General features: G+C 51.1%; 11 protein-coding genes. 3 read left to right on the top strand and 8 right to left on the bottom strand.

The window, feature by feature from the left end; genetic code table 11:
- Window positions 1-126: 126 nt before the first annotated feature.
- The 4 genes from KJS42_RS18385 to KJS42_RS18370 all read right to left on the bottom strand — a co-directional run bounded on the left by KJS42_RS18385 (window position 127) and on the right by KJS42_RS18370 (window position 4,009).
- Window positions 127-1,842, bottom strand: a complete 1,716-nt coding sequence (locus tag KJS42_RS18385) for a sensor histidine kinase (RefSeq protein WP_213623721.1) — start codon at window positions 1,840-1,842, stop codon at window positions 127-129.
- A gap of 153 nt (window positions 1,843-1,995) precedes the next feature.
- Window positions 1,996-2,169, bottom strand: a complete 174-nt coding sequence (locus KJS42_RS18380) for a hypothetical protein (RefSeq protein ID WP_167521272.1) — start codon at window positions 2,167-2,169, stop codon at window positions 1,996-1,998.
- A gap of 107 nt (window positions 2,170-2,276) precedes the next feature.
- On the bottom strand, window positions 2,277-2,918 hold the full coding sequence (locus KJS42_RS18375; protein ID WP_213623720.1) for a glycerol-3-phosphate acyltransferase: 642 nt from the start codon (window positions 2,916-2,918) through the stop codon (window positions 2,277-2,279).
- A complete protein-coding gene (locus KJS42_RS18370; protein ID WP_213623719.1) occupies window positions 2,915-4,009 on the bottom strand; it encodes a glycosyltransferase family 2 protein in 1,095 nt (364 codons plus the stop codon). Before KJS42_RS18370 ends, KJS42_RS18375 begins: the two co-directional genes overlap by 4 nt.
- A gap of 237 nt (window positions 4,010-4,246) precedes the next feature.
- Here KJS42_RS18370 and KJS42_RS18365 point away from each other — a divergent pair, with 237 nt between their 5' ends.
- Window positions 4,247-4,732, top strand: a complete 486-nt coding sequence (locus KJS42_RS18365; RefSeq protein WP_213623718.1) for a DUF6803 family protein — start codon at window positions 4,247-4,249, stop codon at window positions 4,730-4,732.
- Between the two features lie 74 nt (window positions 4,733-4,806).
- Here KJS42_RS18365 and KJS42_RS18360 read toward each other — a convergent pair whose 3' ends face one another.
- The 4 genes from KJS42_RS18360 to KJS42_RS18345 all read right to left on the bottom strand — a co-directional run bounded on the left by KJS42_RS18360 (window position 4,807) and on the right by KJS42_RS18345 (window position 9,533).
- On the bottom strand, window positions 4,807-5,853 hold the full coding sequence (locus tag KJS42_RS18360) for a glycoside hydrolase family 130 protein (protein ID WP_213623717.1): 1,047 nt from the start codon (window positions 5,851-5,853) through the stop codon (window positions 4,807-4,809).
- Between the two features lie 42 nt (window positions 5,854-5,895).
- Window positions 5,896-7,425: a DUF3502 domain-containing protein gene (locus KJS42_RS18355; RefSeq protein ID WP_213623716.1), complete on the bottom strand. Its 1,530-nt coding sequence runs from the start codon at window positions 7,423-7,425 to the stop codon at window positions 5,896-5,898.
- 254 nt (window positions 7,426-7,679) lie between these two features.
- A complete protein-coding gene (locus KJS42_RS18350; protein ID WP_213623715.1) occupies window positions 7,680-8,558 on the bottom strand; it encodes a carbohydrate ABC transporter permease in 879 nt (292 codons plus the stop codon).
- Between the two features lie 36 nt (window positions 8,559-8,594).
- A complete protein-coding gene (locus KJS42_RS18345) occupies window positions 8,595-9,533 on the bottom strand; it encodes an ABC transporter permease (protein WP_213623714.1) in 939 nt (312 codons plus the stop codon).
- Between the two features lie 324 nt (window positions 9,534-9,857).
- Here KJS42_RS18345 and KJS42_RS18340 point away from each other — a divergent pair, with 324 nt between their 5' ends.
- Both KJS42_RS18340 and KJS42_RS18335 read left to right on the top strand, forming a co-directional pair.
- Window positions 9,858-12,128, top strand: coding sequence for a helix-turn-helix transcriptional regulator (locus KJS42_RS18340; RefSeq protein ID WP_213623713.1), 2,271 nt, complete (start codon window positions 9,858-9,860; stop codon window positions 12,126-12,128).
- 328 nt (window positions 12,129-12,456) lie between these two features.
- Window positions 12,457-18,873: a polysaccharide lyase family 8 super-sandwich domain-containing protein gene (locus KJS42_RS18335; protein ID WP_213623712.1), complete on the top strand. Its 6,417-nt coding sequence runs from the start codon at window positions 12,457-12,459 to the stop codon at window positions 18,871-18,873.
- The last annotated feature ends 28 nt before the right edge of the window (window positions 18,874-18,901 follow it).

The following is an 18,901-nucleotide window of genomic DNA, read 5'->3' as shown; positions in this document are numbered from 1 at the left end:
CCTTCTGGTATTTTTGCTCCTTAACTCGAGCATACTTGTCGTTCTTTGCCCTGAACATAGCGGTTTGCAATGAAAAACGATACAAATTCACCGATTTCCTGTCTGGAATCGCTCGATTCCCCAAAGTTATTCCATGGATGGAAGTTCCTCAGGGTTCGCCGGAAGAACGATTTGAACTGTCGTCCCGCCGCCGTAGATGCTGGCGATGCGGATCCCGTACTTGTCGCCGTAGCGGAGTTTGATCCGTTCGTTGACGTTCTTCACCCCGTATCCGCCGAATTGGCTCGGACCGATAAGCAGTCGCTGCGCCGTTTCCGGTTTCATGCCGATACCATTGTCGATCACTTTCAGTTCCAAGTTATCGCCTTGCCGTTTCCCCGTAATGACGATCGCGATGGATTCGCCAAACCAGGCGTGTTTAAACGTATTTTCCACGAACGGCTGCAGGATTAGCTTCATCACCTGCACCTGGAGAACCTCCGGATCCACGTCCATGTGGACGGAAAAAGCGCCGGCGTATTTCACCCGTTGAATGTCCAGATAGGTCTCCACCTGCATCAATTCATTCTCCAGCGGCGTAAATACGTTTCCTTGATTCAAGGTCAGCCGGTAAAACCGCGATAGGCCCTGAACCATGTCCGTCACTTTAGCCGTTTCGCCCAGATTGGCTAGACTGCTGATCGTCGACAGCGTATTATACAAAAAATGCGGATTGATTTGAGCCTGAAGCGCCTCCAACTCGGCTTGTTTCTTCTGGATTCCCTGCACGTACACGCTGTTGATCAGCCCCTGGATATTGGCGGCCATGACGTTAAAAGCGTCGGCGATATGCACGAATTCGTCATTCCCCGAGAAGCGAATCCGCTTCTGAAAATTGCCTTCCTGAAACGAGCGGACGAGCCAAACAATCCGCTTCATCTTCCGGCCGGACAACCGGGCCACAATATACCCGATAAACGCCATGCCGATGAAGCTGATCCCGCATACGGTAAAAATAACGCGCTGCAGCCTGCCGGCATCTTTGGCCAGGTACGCTTTTGGAACCAGCGCTTCAATGACAAAATCTGATCCTGGAATCGGTTCGTGCAGGCTTAAATAATCATCATGCGGGGCCCCCACTTCGGCGTTGCCCCGTTGGTAGAGCAGGGCGCTGTCCGACGCAACGTCAATCAATCGCACGGTGATCCCCTGCTCGACGGGGAAGGTAGAGAAGTCGCCAAATAAGTCATCTAGGGAAGCGGTGATGCGAACGTAACCGATCACGGTCATGTTACCGCTGTACGAAACCAGCCGGCGGATGTGGGAGATATTCCCGAGCCGCTGATCGGTGTCGATCTGTAACCAAATGTTGTCTCGTTCGGAATCCTTGAACTCTTTATACCAAGCGCTGTCTTTGATATCCTCAAACGGCAAGATGTAATAATCGCTGTCCTTGATCGGCTCTTCCAAGTTATCACCCGACACAATGTTGAGCTCGCTGTTCAGCGTATAGAGCATCAGCCGGATATCGTTCCCAAACAACTTAAGTGGAGCGGTGATTTCCGGAACAATCTCGTCGAGCATCACCAGATAAATGTCATAGGGTTCGCCTTTCGCCTGCAGCGCTCGCTGAAAGGCCAAATCGCTGAATAAAGTGTCCGACATCCGCTGGATTTCGTCCATCTGGTAACGGATGTTGTTCCGAGCCTGCTCCATGCCGGTACGGATGTTCGTCTCGGCCATCTCCGTCCGGGACTGGATCAGCATCGTGTACGATACGTAGCCGATGATGGCGTCCGTCAACAGCACAAGCAGCAAGTAGGGAATCAACATTTTGTAAGTGAAGGGAATGTATTTTTTCATCGGATCGCCAGGCTTCCTCATCTATTTAATCGCTTACACTAAACCACATATCCATCATATCGGCCCTTGTCCGGAAAATAAACAGCAAAAAAATAACCAATCTGGGTCGATGGCCTTCTCTTGGCCAACCCAAATTGGTTTATAGGGTATTCCTTATAAAACTTCGGCGTTCTTTACGGCATGTTCCCAGCTGGGAAAATAAAACAAAGCGTTGCGCATTAACTCCGGATCGTTTTGCTTGACCTGCTTTTTGCTTAGCGAAACCCCATCACTCTGCAACCTTTTGATTCGGCGGACAACTTCATCCGCTCCTAGAGTAGCATCCATACAGCTTTGCTCCTTCCGTATCAAGTTGTTTATAGGGTTTCTAGTTAACACCCAATATATACCTTGTTTTCTATTTTATTTCCATAGTTGGCCGCATCCACCACCGATCACAACGTGACTCCGTTACCGGAACGGGGGAGATTTTCGCCTTTTCCGGTTAGGAAGGACCGAATCGACTGCCGATTGGCGTAAGCCATCACCAACAGGTTCACCAGCCATACGCCCCAAATGGCTAGAGAGTAGCCCGCAGCCCAGAGATAGATCGATAATAACGCCATCCCCGCCACAACCTGGAGCCCGTCGGCTTCCCGTGACGCATATTTGCCTTTTTTATAGAAGGAAAAAGCCGCGAGCAACACCGCCAAAATGACCGCGTAGACCAGCGCCGCCTCGAATCGGGTTAGCGCGCTCCAAACGCCGAAAGTCACCGCGATCGCCTTACCTCCCTTGAATTTGAGGAACGGGGAAAAGGCGTGGCCCAGAATCGGCGCGGCGGCGACGATGGTCATCCCATAATCCAGCCCCAGCATTCCCGATTCCACCAGAAACGCCAGAGGCACATACCCCTTTAAGAAATCCAGCAGAATTCCCGCCAAACCCCAGCGGTAACCGGCGGCTCGCCATAAATTAAACGCCCCTGGGTTGCCGTCCCCCACATGCTTCAAATCCTTCCGGACCAACTTGCCTAGCCAATAAGAGAACATCAACGCCCCGCACAAGAACTCGGCGACAGCCAGCCAGAGGATCATCGGTCTCCCCTGCTTCCGACCTGCACGTCCCGGCCTTTCCAGGTGACCGATCCGCGAAACGTCACCTGATAAGCTGAATAGATGAGCACCACCAGGAAGAATAACGTGGACAACACATGAATCAATGGCATGAATTTGCCGAATTTCCCGACATCACGCACCAGGAAATATAGCTGCGCCGCATACAGCAAATATCCGGTCAGCACTGGATAAAGCCATGACGTATTCCATAGGAATAACGCGCCTTCGGATGCGATCAGCCCGATCAGCCACGCGGCAACCAGCAGCGTGGTAGCGGGCCGTAGCTTGGCGGTGCTCAGCACCGCGCCTTTTCCAAACCCCTCCAACTCGCTGCGAATCCCGTTCGGGTACATGCGGAAAGAGACGAGGCCGCCGCCGAGATAATTGGACACGGGGATCCCTGCCGCCCGGAATTTGGCGCCGAGATTCAAATCGTCCAACAACTCCGAATGGATGCTGTCATGGCCCTGGATCGCCTCGTAATCGCGGCGCGTCGTTACGATACAGGAGCCATACAGACCTTTGTTCGGGCTGTTTCGTTCAAACGGCGAAGTAAATGCAAATACGCCCAGGACATTAGTAATTAACGCCAGGCGTTCGTAAAACTTCTCCGTCACATGAAAAGGCACCGCAGAAATGACACCTCCCGCCTCGGCCCGTGCTCGCAGCAATGACTCTAGCGCTCGGGGGGCCAGGCGGACATCGGCGTCCAAGAAGGCGATCACATCGCCGGTCGATTGCCGATACCCGTTCCAAACCGCCCAGGTCTTCCCCGTCCAGCCGGGAGGGAGAGCCTCGTTCCGGATCACGTGTACTCCGTAACCCTTGGCAATGTCATAGGTTTCATCCTCAGAAAAATCGTCCACCACGATAATCTCATAGGGTGGGCAGGTTTGCTGCTGTAACGAACCTAGCAACTGCGGCAAATTCCCGGCTTCGTTCCGCGCCGGGATGATGACCGACACCTTTTCACCGCCGCAATACGGCGCTTCCTGTCTGGGAAGCACGACTCTCCGAAACAGTATCCATCCCGCAATCCACCCGATTGCCAATACGATCCAAACTCCCATCGCTGCCCCACCTCTCCGTTTACCGGAAATAAAGTGAAATCACGTATATGAGTATTCTATGTCCGTAATAGCATAGATGTCCGAAAAAGTATGTGAGACTACCGCTAGTGTAGTCGACCTTCCCAAATTTTTCAACGAATCCGGGCAATAAAATCCACACAGGTTCTCCATACTTTCCACACAATTGCTCTGTAGAATGGGTCGTGAACCAAATAACCTACTTGGAGGAAACGACACATGAGCATGACGCACTACATGTCTTTGCTAGCGGATAATCAGCCTTGGAACCTGATTTTATTCATGGCCATCCCCGTCATTTTTGCAGAGACGATCACCGTCACCGAATTTATCATTTTGTTTAATCGGGGGCGGCAGGGCGGCCTCAACACCTTCAATAAAATTTGCAGCATCCTGGCGGGGCTTTATTTTACCGGCATTTTCCTCTACCTGTTCCCTACGGCGTTCATTCCTTTGACCGTTAGCGGCGAGTGGCACACCTGGGTAGACGTCGTGGCTGTCGGGTTCTACTTGAGCGGGGCGTTCTTCCTGTTGCCGTTGGCGCTGCTAGAACTTGGCGTCATTGGCCGCAAGAGATCCGAGGACGAGAAGCTAAAGTTGCACTTTATCCTCGTCAGCGGATTCCTGATCGTGGCCCATATCGCCATGATCTTCGGGATGGTCAATCCGGAAATCGTCGGCGGGATGGCCGGGATGGCCCATTAAGCGAGCGAAGCCCCTTCCGGATGGAAGGGGCTTTTTGTTGCATCTGATGCTGAATTTCTTCTAACCCTATGATTTTATGATAACGTGCTAAAGATGTCGTCCAGCGGAATATCCGCGACCGCCATCACTTCATCGGCCGCACCATAGTACATGCGGACGATATCTCCGACCAGCAACGCACCGCAGGAGAACACGACCCCGCCGAAAAATCCGTTCACCTCATAATCCGCTTCCGGCTCGATAATCGGACGAATCGATCGCCCGATGACTTTCCCCGGATCTTCCAGATCAAGCAGCACTGCCCCCATACAATAACGATGGTTGGCATCCGCCCCGTGGTACAGAGCGAGCCAGCCGCGCTCCGTACGGATCGGAACCGCGCCGCCGCCCATTCTCGCCGAATCCCAGCCCTTCTCGCTTAGGCCCATTAGAAATCGGTGGTTGCCCCAATGCAAGAGGTTCGGCGATTCGGCAATCCACATCTCGGGGGCCCCGAACGATTTCGGAACCGGACGGTGCAGCGCATAGTATTTGCCACCGATTTTTTCTGGAAACAGCATGACGTCTTTATTCTCGGGAGCCAACATCAGCCCGTGACGTTTGAACGTGCGGAAGTCTTTCGTTTCCGCCAGACCTGCGCCAACGCCGCGAACGGATGCGGAACTGTAGGTGATGTAATACGTATCCCCGATTTGGGTTACTCGAGGATCTTCAATCCCCCAAGCCTCCAAGGCATTCTCCGGGAACAGGGCAGGCTGCGGATCAATGTCGAAGTGAACGCCATCCTTGCTTCTTGCGACGCGGAGGTGGGAAAGAGACGTAAGCATGACCACTTGTCCGTCCATCGCCACAAAGCGTGAATCGGAGAAATCGTAACGCGGATCGGTATCCTCATAACGCTCCACGATCACCTCGGTACCCGCTTCGTTTAACCGCGGAACAAGCACTTCACCGACCCGGACCGAAACCGGCGCTTCCGCGACGCGAAGGAGTAGAATCGTTTCGTCTTCGTATTGGGCGACACCGGCGTTGAATGCTCCCAAGACTTTAAAATCTGGACGCGAGGGCTTGACCTCCTCCGTTCGGATCACGGGATTATGCGCGCAGCGTTTAACATTCATAGATGAAGTACCTCTTTTCATTTCATTCTGTATAATAGCGTGTTATTTGCCGGATACCACAGCATCGATTTGCGTTTGAATCTCATCGATGACTTTCTGCCCGCCTACGCCCATGATTTTCTCCTCTAACATCGCTTTGCCTTTATCCGCAGGCAATACGCCTTGGGCGAGAGGCAGGAATAAAGAGTCGTGGAACGGCGTGATTTTGGCGTATTCGGTTTTCACTTTTTCAGCATCAAAGGTGAATCCCGCCGTAGGGCTGAGGGTAAAGTTAGCCGGGTCGGCGGAGAAATCAAACCACTTCTTGTCATCCGCCATCATAGTATCCGGTGTGCGGTTGAGCGTCGGACGCCAGGTCAGCGTATAGCCTGGGAAAACATAACCCGAAAGCACCTTATAACTCGTATCTCCGACGGGTTCCCAATCCTTCCCTGGGATACCGTATTCCATTAAATCGTGGTTTTCCTTGATCGACAGCCAGTTGGCAACATCCATAGCCAGATCGGCATGCTTGGAAGATGCTGGTATGCAAAGGAAATTCCATTGTTGGAAGGCGGTATACGGTTTAGCCTTATCGCCGTTCGGCACGAAAACCTCCAGCTTATCGCTTCCGTCCTTCAGCATTTCCGCATATTTGAGCCCTTCCACACCGTCAGCCGCATAATAAGTAGCCGCGTATTTGCCTTGTTTGAACAAGGTTTCGGCATTTTGCTCCTGGGCGATGTTTTTGGACAAGATGCCGTCTTTATAGAACTTGGTAACGCGTTCAAAAGCGTCCGCGATCATCGGGCTCTCCCATTGTCCGACGACTTTCTTGTCTTTGGTGGAATAAGCGAACATGTTGACGCCGATTTCAAGCACTTCATCCTGTGCCATATTGGCGGAATCGCTTAGGATAAACGGCAATTTGTCCGCTTTAATTCCGTTGATGACAAACGGTTTGATATCCTTTTCGTTTTCCTTAACCGCATACAAAAACTTCTCCAGATCGGCGAGCGTTTTCAGCTCGGGCAACCCGTATTTTTCGCGCAAGTCCTTGCGGATCAGCAGACCGTATACCGATCCTTGTGTCGTTCCGAGCGGGATACCCATAATTTTGCCGCCGAACTTGTTGTATTCCCACATCTCGTCGGGAATGGATGCCTTCAGCTCAGGCCGTTCCTCTACCATAGCGTCCAACGTTTGGAGCGAATTGCTGGCGATCATCTGGTTCATGGACAGCCATGGCGCATCCAGGTACATGTCGAAATCCTCGCCGGCGGACATTTTGACCGCTACTGTATTGCCGTAATCCGACCACGGGAGAAAGTTGATATTCAGCGAGGCGCCGACGTTGTCCGTTTTTAATTTGTCATTGACAGCCTGCAACACCTCATCGAAACCAACCGGTTTATCCCCCGGAAGATAGGCCTTCAATTCCACGATTTCTTTCGGAGCATTGGTAGCAGCACCTGCACCCGCATTTGCATTGCCCGGCTCCGTATTCCCGCCGTTGCCTTCGCAACCGGCCAGCAGAAGCGCTGAAGCCAGTACGGTAGCCATGGCTGTGCCAAACATTTTTCTGAATTTCATTTTGTTGACCTCCTTGTTAATTGCGTGTTCAAAAGTCAGGTTTTTAGCACCGAGAAGGTTGGATAAAGCTAGGGACTGAGTAGTGGAGCGTACGTTTTGGGTACGTGAGCAACGGAGGTCCCGGCTGAATTCAAGATTCGAAGTCGACGCCACTTCCTGACCCGCTTCGTGATCAAAAGATGACTTTTGAACAACATTATTAATAGATCATCTATGCTTAACCGGAAGATTCCGGTTAATGCCGGAATCTTCGGTTACCCTTTCACAGCCCCGACAGTGAGGCCTTTCACAAAGTATTTCTGCAGCATCGGGTACAGCAGGATAATGGGGCCGATCGTCAGAACAGTCGTTGCCATGCGCACACCGTAAGTTGGAGGCGTGATCGCGATGGCTGCGCCCGAAGGAATCAGGTTTTTCGCGGCCTCCATATTGGATACCATTCGACGCAGAATTAACTGCAGCGGAAACAACTTTTCATTATCCACGAACATGAGTCCCATAAACCAGTCATTCCAATAATTCAAGGCATAGAACAGGCCGACGGAAGCCAGAATCGGCTTCGAGATCGGCAGGATGATCTGAAAGAAAATCCTCATTTCGTTGGCCCCGTCGATCCGGGCAGCTTCCTCCAGTTCCTCGGGAACGGTGCGGAAGAAGCTGACCAGCAGAAATACGAGAAAAGGCTGGCATAACAGTGTAAGAATAAGCACCCAGACGGTATTTTGCAAATGCAGCCATTGACTGACTACGATATAGAATGGAATGATGCCTCCCGAAAACAACATCGGCAGATAGCAGAAGAGCAGGAAAGGCGTCCGTAGGACATTCCGTTTATTCGCCAAAGAGTAGGCCAGCATGGCCGAAATGCAAAGCGCGCTTAGCGCCCCGACGGCGGTGACCAGAACCGTCACTTGGTAGCCGCTGAACAAGACATCTGACTGAAGCACCGCTTCGTACGCGGCCAAAGAAAACTTTTGCGGAAATAAGGTATACCCATGCGCGATCAGTTCGCCCTCATCGGTGAAAGAACCGATGACCATCAGCAGAAAGGGAAACAGACAGAATAGGGTGAACAATAGAATGATCGTATAGGCAGTCACCGAAAAAATTCGGTCCGGTACACTCTGTCTCATCATTTTGCCTCCTAAAAAGTGTGCGTTAAACAACCTCTAAAATAATGCGGATTCTTTAGATACCTTGCGAGTCACCCCGTTGGCAACGAGCACGAAAATCAGGCCCATCACCGATTGGAACAGCCCGACCGCCGAAGACATTCCGAAATCGTGCAGTTGTCTCATCGAGCGGAACACGAAGGTATCGATGACGTCGGTTGTCGGATACAACAGGGAGTTGTCCCCGATAATGGCGTAGATCATCGCAAAATCCCCATTGAAGATCTTGCCTACGGCGAGCAGCGTCATGATCATAATGGTTGGCACCAGCAACGGCAGCGTGATGCGGAGCATAATCTGCAGCTTGGAGGCTCCGTCGATGCGGGCCGCCTCATATAAATCCTCCGGAATACCGGTAATCGCCGCCAGGAAAATAATCGATAAATACCCCGCCCCTTGCCAGACCCGAATCACGGTAAGAATAGCGGGCCACAACTTCGACTCAAACATCCAGTTGACGGGTTCCATGCCGAGATTTTGCAGCCAAGTGTTAAGCATTGGCTCTTCACCGCCGAACATGGACTGGACAATCATCCCAACCACGATCCAAGACATGAAATATGGCAGGAAGATGAGAGATTGCGAGATCCTCTTAAAATACTTGTTACGAATTTCATTGAACATCAGCGCGATAAGTACGGCGGCCACTGTCGTAAAGAAGATAAACAGCGCGTTCAGCACTAAGGTGTTGCGCAGGACAGTCCAGAAATCGTCCGAGGTAAAGAAATAATCGAAATTTTTGAAGCCGACCCATTCGCTTCCCGTTATCCCTTTGGAGAAGTCATAATCCTTAAATGCAATCGTGATCCCGTAGATGGGAAGATAACTGAATACGAGGAAAAACAACAGGCCGGGCACAGCCATCACGTATAGGAAAGGATTTCGAGCGATATGTTTTAGTTTGGATCCTCTCCCTTTGTTCCGATCGTACTGCATGGTTTCAAGTCCTCCCTTGTGTGTCTAAGATCGGATACCGGCGTTTTGTTGTCTGCGGTCCGATGTCGTCACCATAACAAGTCCGCGATCGAGAAGACAATTCCGGCAAACTCGGATTCTTCCCGCAAGCGCGGATTTCGCCTTTTCCCAAAAGCATCACTTTTCCAAAAAGGAACGATTTTGCTGACCGAAAGTCGCAATATGCTACAATAAGTCTGCGCTTTAGTACTACCTTTTTAACTAAGAGAGAGATATGACGGGGGTTCCAGCATGTCGAAATTAAGTTTTCCACTCCTCGCTTCATTCAGGAAGCATCCGACCTACATGAAAATCATTTTCTATTTTGTCGGCGCAAACGTACTCGTCTTGGCCCTCTCCTTCCTGCTGCTGTACTGGCAGTCGTCAAGAACGCTGCTGAAGGAAATCGGCGATCATTCCGAATCGCTTCTGCTAAATAGCGCCCGAAGTACAGCCGGACTCATGGAATGGTCCTTGGATTACAGCTACGCCTCGAGCAATGATAGCGACTTGAAAGTGTACGCGCTCTCCGATCATTACACGGATTTTGAGACTTATAACGTATGGAGCCGGCTGGGGGAGATCAAAAACGCCAACCCCGCGATCGATTCGGTCTACTTGATCAACGACTACACTGACACGGTGGTCGATTCCCGTTTGGGTATCAATGACGCAGTCACTTTTTACGACCAGGATATTTTGCAGCGGTTACGCGATTCGAGACTGGCGGACGGGGCCGTCCCCTTACCCAGAACACTGACGCTTCCCCTTAGCGGTAAGGCCACCAAAAAGGTGATCACCATCGTCAGACTGTACGAAAAGGGCAGTTCCATTTCCGCCTTCGTCATGAACATAGATACCGATAAATTAATGAACTTGCTTCAGAACAATTCGAACTATCCCAACCGGCAAGTGACGGTGTTGAATGACCGGAATGAAGAGGTGTTCAGCACGGCCCGCCTTAGCGGCGAGCAAATTGTGGAGCTTAGCCATCAGGGGGGATTAAGAAAATCCGGCTGGGAGTTGTTTAAGCCCCATGATCAGGAAGAGCAGCTTATGGTTTACTCGACAACTTCGATTAAAGGCATTCAAGACTGGACCTTCATTGAGAGCATTCCGAAGGCGGTCATTCTGGGCCGGATTGCCGTGCTCCGCAACATCAGTCTGCTCTTGTTTCTTGGCCTGTTCGTTGCTTCGCTGACCGTCATCGTCCTGATCTCCAAGCGGGTATACTCTCCCATTCAGGAATTGGTCAGCAGTGTCATGCGCCAGTATCGGGCCGAGCGGCTAGAGGATCGTAAGTCAGGAACTGAGCTAGATTATTTATCCAGTGTCTTTACAGCCCAAAAAGAACAGATCGATGAATTGACCGAACATTGGCGACATAACAAGATTCTTGGCAAGGAGCGGTTTCTACGCGAATTTTTAGGCGACGAGGCCGGCTCCCCTGCTGAAATCCGCAGGCATTTCAAAGAGTGGGAGATTGATCTGCCAGAAACCAATTTGTCTATTGCGATTTTTCGGATAGATCGCTTTGTGGAATTTACGGGGATCTATTCGGAGAAAGACCGCCGGCTGCTCCGCTTCGCGATGGCGAATATTATCCAGGAGTCGCTGCAAGCCTCGGATCACCGGCTGCAAACGGTCGATATGGGGAACGATCATATCGCCGTCGTCCTGTCTGCAGCAGCACTGTCCCCCGACTTCGCGGACAAGCTGCGCGGATCACAGGAATTGCTGCAACAGTACTTGTCGATCGGAACGACCGTTGCCTGGGGCAGAACGCTCCATAGCCTGACCGACATGCGCGAGGTGTATTTGGAAACCTACGAATTAACGCAAGAGAGATTCCGGTTTGGCCACGGCGCGATGATTCTTATGAGCAAATTGTCCGGCGCCCCCGGCCTCCTGTTTCATCTTCCTCTGGAGAAGGAGCGTCAAATGACGCAAGCGATCCAGAAAGGAAACCGGGATACGGTACTGCAGATTGTGGCTTTTGCCGTAGAAACGCTGAGGGAGTTGCCCTATTTTGAGTGTAAAATGTCGCTGATCGCTTTGTTTAACGATATGCGCCGGTTGATGCAGGATCAGTTGCATCAGCCGTTGCCTAGCTCATGGGGATTGACCTCGCTCGAAAATCAGATCATTCGGCTAGAGACGCTTGAAAGCGTAGCCCTCTGGATAGAAAAGCTGCTGGACAAAACACTGGAGGACATCACGGCTGCTCGCAGCCTGTCCAGGAACGCGGTGCTGATCGAGCAGGTGGAGCGTCTGATCGGAGAACGGCTTAACGATCCTAACCTCTCCTCTAAAATGCTGGCCGATGAGTTGGGGTTGTCCGTGAACTATCTGCGCAGCTTATACAAAGCCGAAACGAACCGATCGATCACGGACACGATTTCGGAAAGACGGCTGGATTTGATTTGCCGCGAGTTACTGGCTTCCGATTCGCCGATCGAACCGATCATCCAAAACTATGGGTTTTCCTCCTTGAATACCTTCTACTCCGTCTTTAAAAAGGTGTACGGAATGACTCCGGCTCAGTATCGGAGATCGCATAAGAAGGACATGAAATAAACGTGAAATACAGGTTGTCCATCCACATTAATCGTTCGTTTTTGAAATCGTGTTGTTTTCGGGAAGTTCGTAAATCTGCGCTTGCAGGAAAAATTGGAGCTTACTGGAATTGTCGTTGCCGCAGGGGCTTGGTAAGGTTACGACACAAATAACGAGACACCGCCGCTGACGATGGCGGTCTCGAAGAAAGGAGAATAAAACAATTCGGAAAGCGCTGTCATCAACTTTGGATGATTAGTTAAACCAAGGAGGTCATGTGGATGGCTAACCAAATGCAAAGATGCTTAAAGGGATTAATCTGTCTTGCTACTCAAGGGGGTAGCGGCTCATGAGTAAACTGTTGAAATCGTTGATGGCATTCATCCTCTTGGTAGGAACATGGGGCAGTATGTCTACGGATGTTGTGCGTGCTTCGGAACGCAGCACGCTGAGTATGGATCAAACGGTAGTGGAACTCGGACAGCCATTAACTATCCATTACACAGGGGCGCAAAGCAATAAAGATTGGATCGGGATTTACCTCAAAAACGAAACGCCCGAACAAGGAACTAACGCTTGGAGATGGGATTATGTGAATGACCTACCTGACGGTACGATAACACTTACAGACAACAGTGAGGGTCGAAAAGAATATCCAAGCTTAAAGGATTTGGCACCCGGCGAATATTATCTCGCGTATTTACTTAATGACGGTTATACAGAGAACGCTGACCGCTTTTACTTCCAGATTGTTAGCAAGGAAATCACACAATTGAAGGCGACTCCCGAATCCTTGGGGCTAAAGTTGAATCAACAAGAGGACAATGTGCAACTGCAGGTTGAAGCCACGTATAGTACGAATGAAACCCAAGATGTAACAACGGCCAATGGCATCCAGTATGTCAGCAGCATGCCACAAGTGGCAACGGTGACCTCAACCGGACTGGTCAAGGCCGTATCAGAGGGGACCGCTGAGATAAACATTACGTTAGAAGGGAAATCGACAACGGTTGAAGTCACGATAACTTCGACAACGCCGGGCCCCGACCCGAAACCGGAAATCGTGCTCACAGTGATGAGCTTGAACCTTTGGTCGGGGGATGCAATCAAAAAGAACGGCATCGATAGTGTCATCAATTTCCTCGAGAACCTGATCCGGACGGCAGACGCAGATGTGATAGGCATCCAAGAATCCAATAATACCATCGTAACTCAGGTGGCTGCATCGTTAGGATACTATGTCAGCATGAAGGCAAGCCCAAATGTTAGTCTCCTGAGCAAATATCCGATACTCGATGTCGATAAGGAAAAAGATTACTACCTGATTGAAGTAGACTCTGGCAGAGCTGTGGCGATCAGCAATGTGCATTTGTCATCCACCCCTTACGGTCCTTACAGCATAGCAGATGGCAAGACAGTAGAGAGTGTCCTTGCCGATGAAAGCCTCAAGCATATGGCCGAGATGCGCAACCCGTTCAGCAAGCTTCCTGCGCTCGCCGGGCAAGGAATGCCCGTCTTTCTGACCGGAGATTTCAATGTGCCCTCGCACCTGGATTGGACGGAGGCGACAAAAGACCGCTATTTCGGTAAAGCGGTAGAATGGCCGGTATCGAAGAAGCTGGACCAATTGGGTATGGTCGATTCCTATCGGGCCATGCATCCGGACCCGGCCGCAGCGCCAGGGATCACTTGGGCGGTCGAGGGCACCGAGTGGAGAAATCCGGAAGTATATGATCGACTTGACTATGTCTATGTCGGGGGTCCTGCGACAACGCTAGAAAGCAAACTAATCGGCGAGAAGGAGGTCAAAGGCGGACCGACATCTTATGCGGACATCCAGTTGGATACTTATTTGTCCGACCACCGCGCTGTCGTATCCAAGTTCAATGTGGAGCCGCGTAGTTACGCGGACTTGAGCCTGCCGTCGGCCCCCGAGCCCGAATTCAGCAGCACGTTGAGTATGGATCAAACGGTTGTAGAGCGCGGGCAGCCGTTAACCATCCATTACACAGGGGCTCAAGGCAATAAAGATTGGATCGGTATTTACCTCAAAAGCGAAACGCCCCAAAAAGGGACGAATGCCTGGAAATGGGGTTATGTGAACGGCCTTCCCGATGGCACGATCACACTTACAGACAAAAGTGAGGGCCGAAAGGAGTATCCAAGTCTCAAAGACTTGGCGCCAGGCGAGTATTACATCGCATATTTGCTAAATGACGGCTACACGGAAAATGCTAACCGCTTCTATTTCCAAATTGTTGACAAAGCCAGTACTCCTCAAGAGATCGCGGATATGAAATTGATGAAAAAGCGTATGGTTGATTATTACATCTCTAGAGACATCATAAACGACGGAACGAACGGTCGGGTCGAATGGACCTTCAAATCAAAGGCTAGCACTTACTTATCCAGTCAAAATCCGAATGGAAGCTGGGGGGATGTCGATTACGCAAGTACAACTTCCGCCGCCAACGGGAGAGGTTGGTCGCCCTACCTTGCCTTAGATCGGATGCAATCGATGGCTCAGGCGTTCGCTGACCCGAATGATCCAAACTATCATAGTGCAGCGCTGCTAGACGGTATCCAAAAGGCGCTAGACTATTGGTTCACGGTAAAGCCGACTTCAACCAACTGGTGGGAGACGGGAATCGGCAAACAATTAAGGCTGGAAAAAATTGCGCTTCTATGTGAAGGCTATTTAACGGCAACGCAAGTCTCCAATATTATCGGCACGTTAGACAGCAGCCCTCACACGGTCGATGGAGCCAATTCCTCCTGGTACAATCAAAATTATATGTACCGTGGCTTATTGCTGGAGGATGCCCAAATCGTTCGGAACGCCGTGAATGCGTTTAACGTACTGTCGAACGTGACGACGACGGTGACGGGAATCCAGTCGGACATGTCTTTTTTCATGCATGGCAAAACGAATTATACGACAGGCTACGGAAGAAGCTTTGCCAGAGACATGTCATTCTGGGCGTACATCACCTCCGGTACCGTATTCCCGTACAGCAAAGCGGCGATTGATTCGTTATCGTCCTATTTGTTGGACGGCACAAGGTATCTCGTGAGAGGCGATGTTGCGGATTTGGGCATGGGGATGAATGGACCCGATTGGCCGGATTATTCGAGCGCGGCTTTGACCTTCTATGAAGATCCGTTACAGTGGATGCAACCGGCCAATCCGGAGAGGGCTGCGGAGTTTGCGAGTTTCCTTGATAATATTCGCAAGGTCGGTACGAGCACGAGCAATGGACTGAACGCCAACAATATGACACAATGGCAGACTCTTGTCTCCTCTCATATGCGATCAGACTACGGGATTACGGTCAAAATGTCTTCAAGCACGGTCAAGGGCGGTGAATGGAGAACGATTAATCCCAGCGGATATAACCTGTTGTACTGGACGCCGCAAGGAGCCACAGCCATTCAAAGAACCGGCGACGAATACAGACCCGTTTACCCGTTGATGGATTGGGCCCACGTTCCCGGCACGACGGCTCCGTACGCACTCACGAAAGACGGCAATTTCAACAATCCGAAAACCTTTGTAGGCGGCGTAACAAATGAGCGTTATGGAGCCACCGCGTTTGATTTCAACAAGTTGAGTACAAGCGGAAAGAAAGGTTACTTTTTCTTCGATGATGAAATGGTTGCACTTGGTGCAGGAATCGCCTCGACGAATGCCGCGCCGATCCACACGACGTTGAACCAAAGCCAAACGATCGGCGAAGTTCTCGTAGATGGCAATCCGATAGCCGACGGAACGATGCAAACTACCGGACGCTGGGCCTATAACGATAACATGGGCTATGTATTCCCGAATCCGACGGATTTTCAAATAAAACGGGAAACGAAAACCGGCAGCTGGAGTGACGTGGTTACGGGAAGTTCGACGGATCAGATCACTAAATCGATTTATTCGATTTGGCTAGATCATGGCGTAAAACCCACAAACGCCTCCTACCAGTATATTGTATTGCCAAACAAAAATTCGGACGAGGTCAGCAACTACGCGAGCAACATCCCGGTAACGATTCTCTCGAATACATCTTCTATTCAGGCTGTCCGGCATAACACTCTGCAAATTGCGGAATTGCTGTTTTATAAACCCGGAACGGTGAATTTGAGAGACGGCTTGACCGTCACCGTAGATCAACCCGCATTGGTTATCGTTGACGAATCCGCAGCTCCTGTCCGTATTTCCGTCTCCAATCCCGAAACACCAGGAATTACTGTGAACGTGACGCTGGATCGAAACGGAGAAAAAACCACGACAAGCTACAAGCTCGGCAAGGATACGTTCACAGGCCGAAGCATAACTTTGGATGAGAAAGCCTCCATTGACGACAGAGGATTCGATCTCGCTTACGATAAAGGCGCATTTGCTTCATCCAGTAAAAATAATCGAGCTGCCTCAAATGCTACGGACATATACAGAACATCGTATTGGAACTCAGACAATTCGGATAATGAATGGATTTATGTAGATTTGCAAAATCAATATTTGATCAGCAAAGTTAGGCTAAATTGGGAAGAAGCGTACGGAAAAAGCTATAAAATTCAAGTATCGAACGATGCCCAAACCTGGATGGATATTTACTCAACAACCATGGGTAACGGAGGAATCGAAGAAATTTCTTTCAATCCGGTCAGTGCCAGGTACGTTCGGTTGCAGGGCGTTCAACAGGGTACCGGAAACGGCTACTCGCTTTATGAATTTAAAGTATACGAAGATTTGCCCCTCAATCTTGCAGAAGGCAAATCGGTAGTGGCAAGTTCTTACAGAGCCGCTGACGTGGCACCTGGCAAGGCAGTCGATGGCGTATTGAATACCCGTTGGGGATCTAACTATTCCGACTCGGAATGGATCTACGTCGATCTTGGCTCTAGCCAAACCATCGAGAAGGTCAATCTGCATTGGGAAAGCGCGTACGGCAAGGAGTACCAAATTCGGGTTTCCGACGACACAACGAATTGGACTCCCGTTTACAGCACCACAACCGGCACCGGCGGAATCGATAAAATTGCTTTTGATCCGGTGAATGCACGATACGTTCAGATGTATGGCACGAAAAGAGGGAGCACATACGGCTACTCACTCTGGGAATTCAAGGTGTATCCTTCCCTTGTCACCGCTCCGGACGCCCCAGCGGATGTGCATGCCGTTGGCCATAACGGGTCCGCCGAGGTGAGCTTTACCGAGCCGATCCGTAACGGCGGAAGCGATATTACAGGCTTTCAGGTCACCGCGTGGGCAAACGGAGAAGCTGTTGCGACGGCAGAAGGTTCGGATAGCCCCATCACCGTCACCGGTTTGACGAACGGTACGGCGTATACCTTTACGGTGATAGCAAGGAACGCCAAATTGGAATCGGCCTCGTCTGCGCCGTCGAATGAGGTGATCCCGTCGCCGGATGAAGTATCTGTCCCAGCTTCGCCTAGGAATTTGACGGCAGCGCCCGGCGATCGATCCGCGACCTTGAGATGGGATGCTTCAGCGGAAAGCGTTACTTATTCCGTGTACCAATATGAAGGCACGGCGGCGCCGGCCGATCCGGGCAACTGGCAGTTAGTTCAAGCCAGCGTAACGGCAGCCACGTATGGGGTAACTGGATTGACGAACGGAAAGAGCTATGCGTTCGCGGTGAAAGCAGTAGATGCGCGAGGCGAGAGTGACTTCTCCAATGTCGTGACGGCGACACCGAAGGTTCCGGGTCCGGAGACGCCGAGGGATCCCCAACCGGAAACGCCAGTCAGCGGCACAGGTAATGGAAGCCATACTACCTCCGTCATCGAATCGACGAACGGCATCATTCTTATTCCGAGCGGTCGGGCCGGAGAGGTCAGCCTCGATAAAGAAGTGATCCTTACGGTAGGCGTAGGCGCGGCAGAGCAAGAAATCCGCATCAAGATCGAGAAGCTGATCAGTACGGCAAATCTCGTTTTTGATAAGGAGACACTTGTCAGCAACATCTTTGAATTGACCAAAAATACAACCGGCAACTTCAAGAAGCCGATCACTATCTCGATGAAGTTCGATCCGTCTCTCGTAGGAGACAATCAGAGGGTCGCTGTCTTCTACTATGACGAAGCAAAGAAAGCATGGAATGAAATAGGCGGCATCGTGAACGGCGATCGAATTACGGCCGAGGTGGATCACTTCACCAAGTTTGCGGTCATGGCTGTAGATGAGAAGAAGGATGAAAACGGCGAAACGAACGCGCCGGTACCATCATTCACAGACATCGTGGGACATTGGGCACAGAACGCCATCCTGAGCGCGGCGGGGATGAAGCTTGTCAGCGGCTATCCGGACGGAACGTTCAAGCCGAATGCCGCTATTACACGCGCCGAGTTTACGGTTATGCTGGCCAAGGCACTTAAGCTGGAAGGAGCAGGTTCAGCGACTGCGTTTACGGACGAGGCCAAAATCGGTGGATGGGCGAAGCAAGAGATCGCGAATGCTGTTGAAGCAGGCATTGTGAGCGGGTACGCGGACGGTAGCTTCCGACCGAATGGGCGGATTACCCGGGCGGAAATGGCAGCAATGATCGCTAGGGCGCTTCAATTGTCTGCTGAAGCAGGCGCAACGACCGGCTTCGCGGACGATAAGGACATCCCGAATTGGGCGAAAGGCGCAATTGAGGCGGTTCGCAAACTGGACATCGTGAGCGGCCGCGGCGATAATGAGTTCGTTCCGAACGGTACTGCGACCCGGGCGGAAGCGGTAAGCCTATTGGTTCGGATTTTGGAACAATAATAAACATAAATAACAGCAGGCACAGCAC

The organism is Paenibacillus sp. J53TS2 (assembly GCF_018403305.1).
In the GTDB taxonomy this organism is placed as follows: Bacteria; Bacillota; Bacilli; order Paenibacillales; family Paenibacillaceae; genus Fontibacillus; species Fontibacillus rhizolycopersici.
This window is presented reverse-complemented; position numbering and strand designations above follow the sequence as displayed.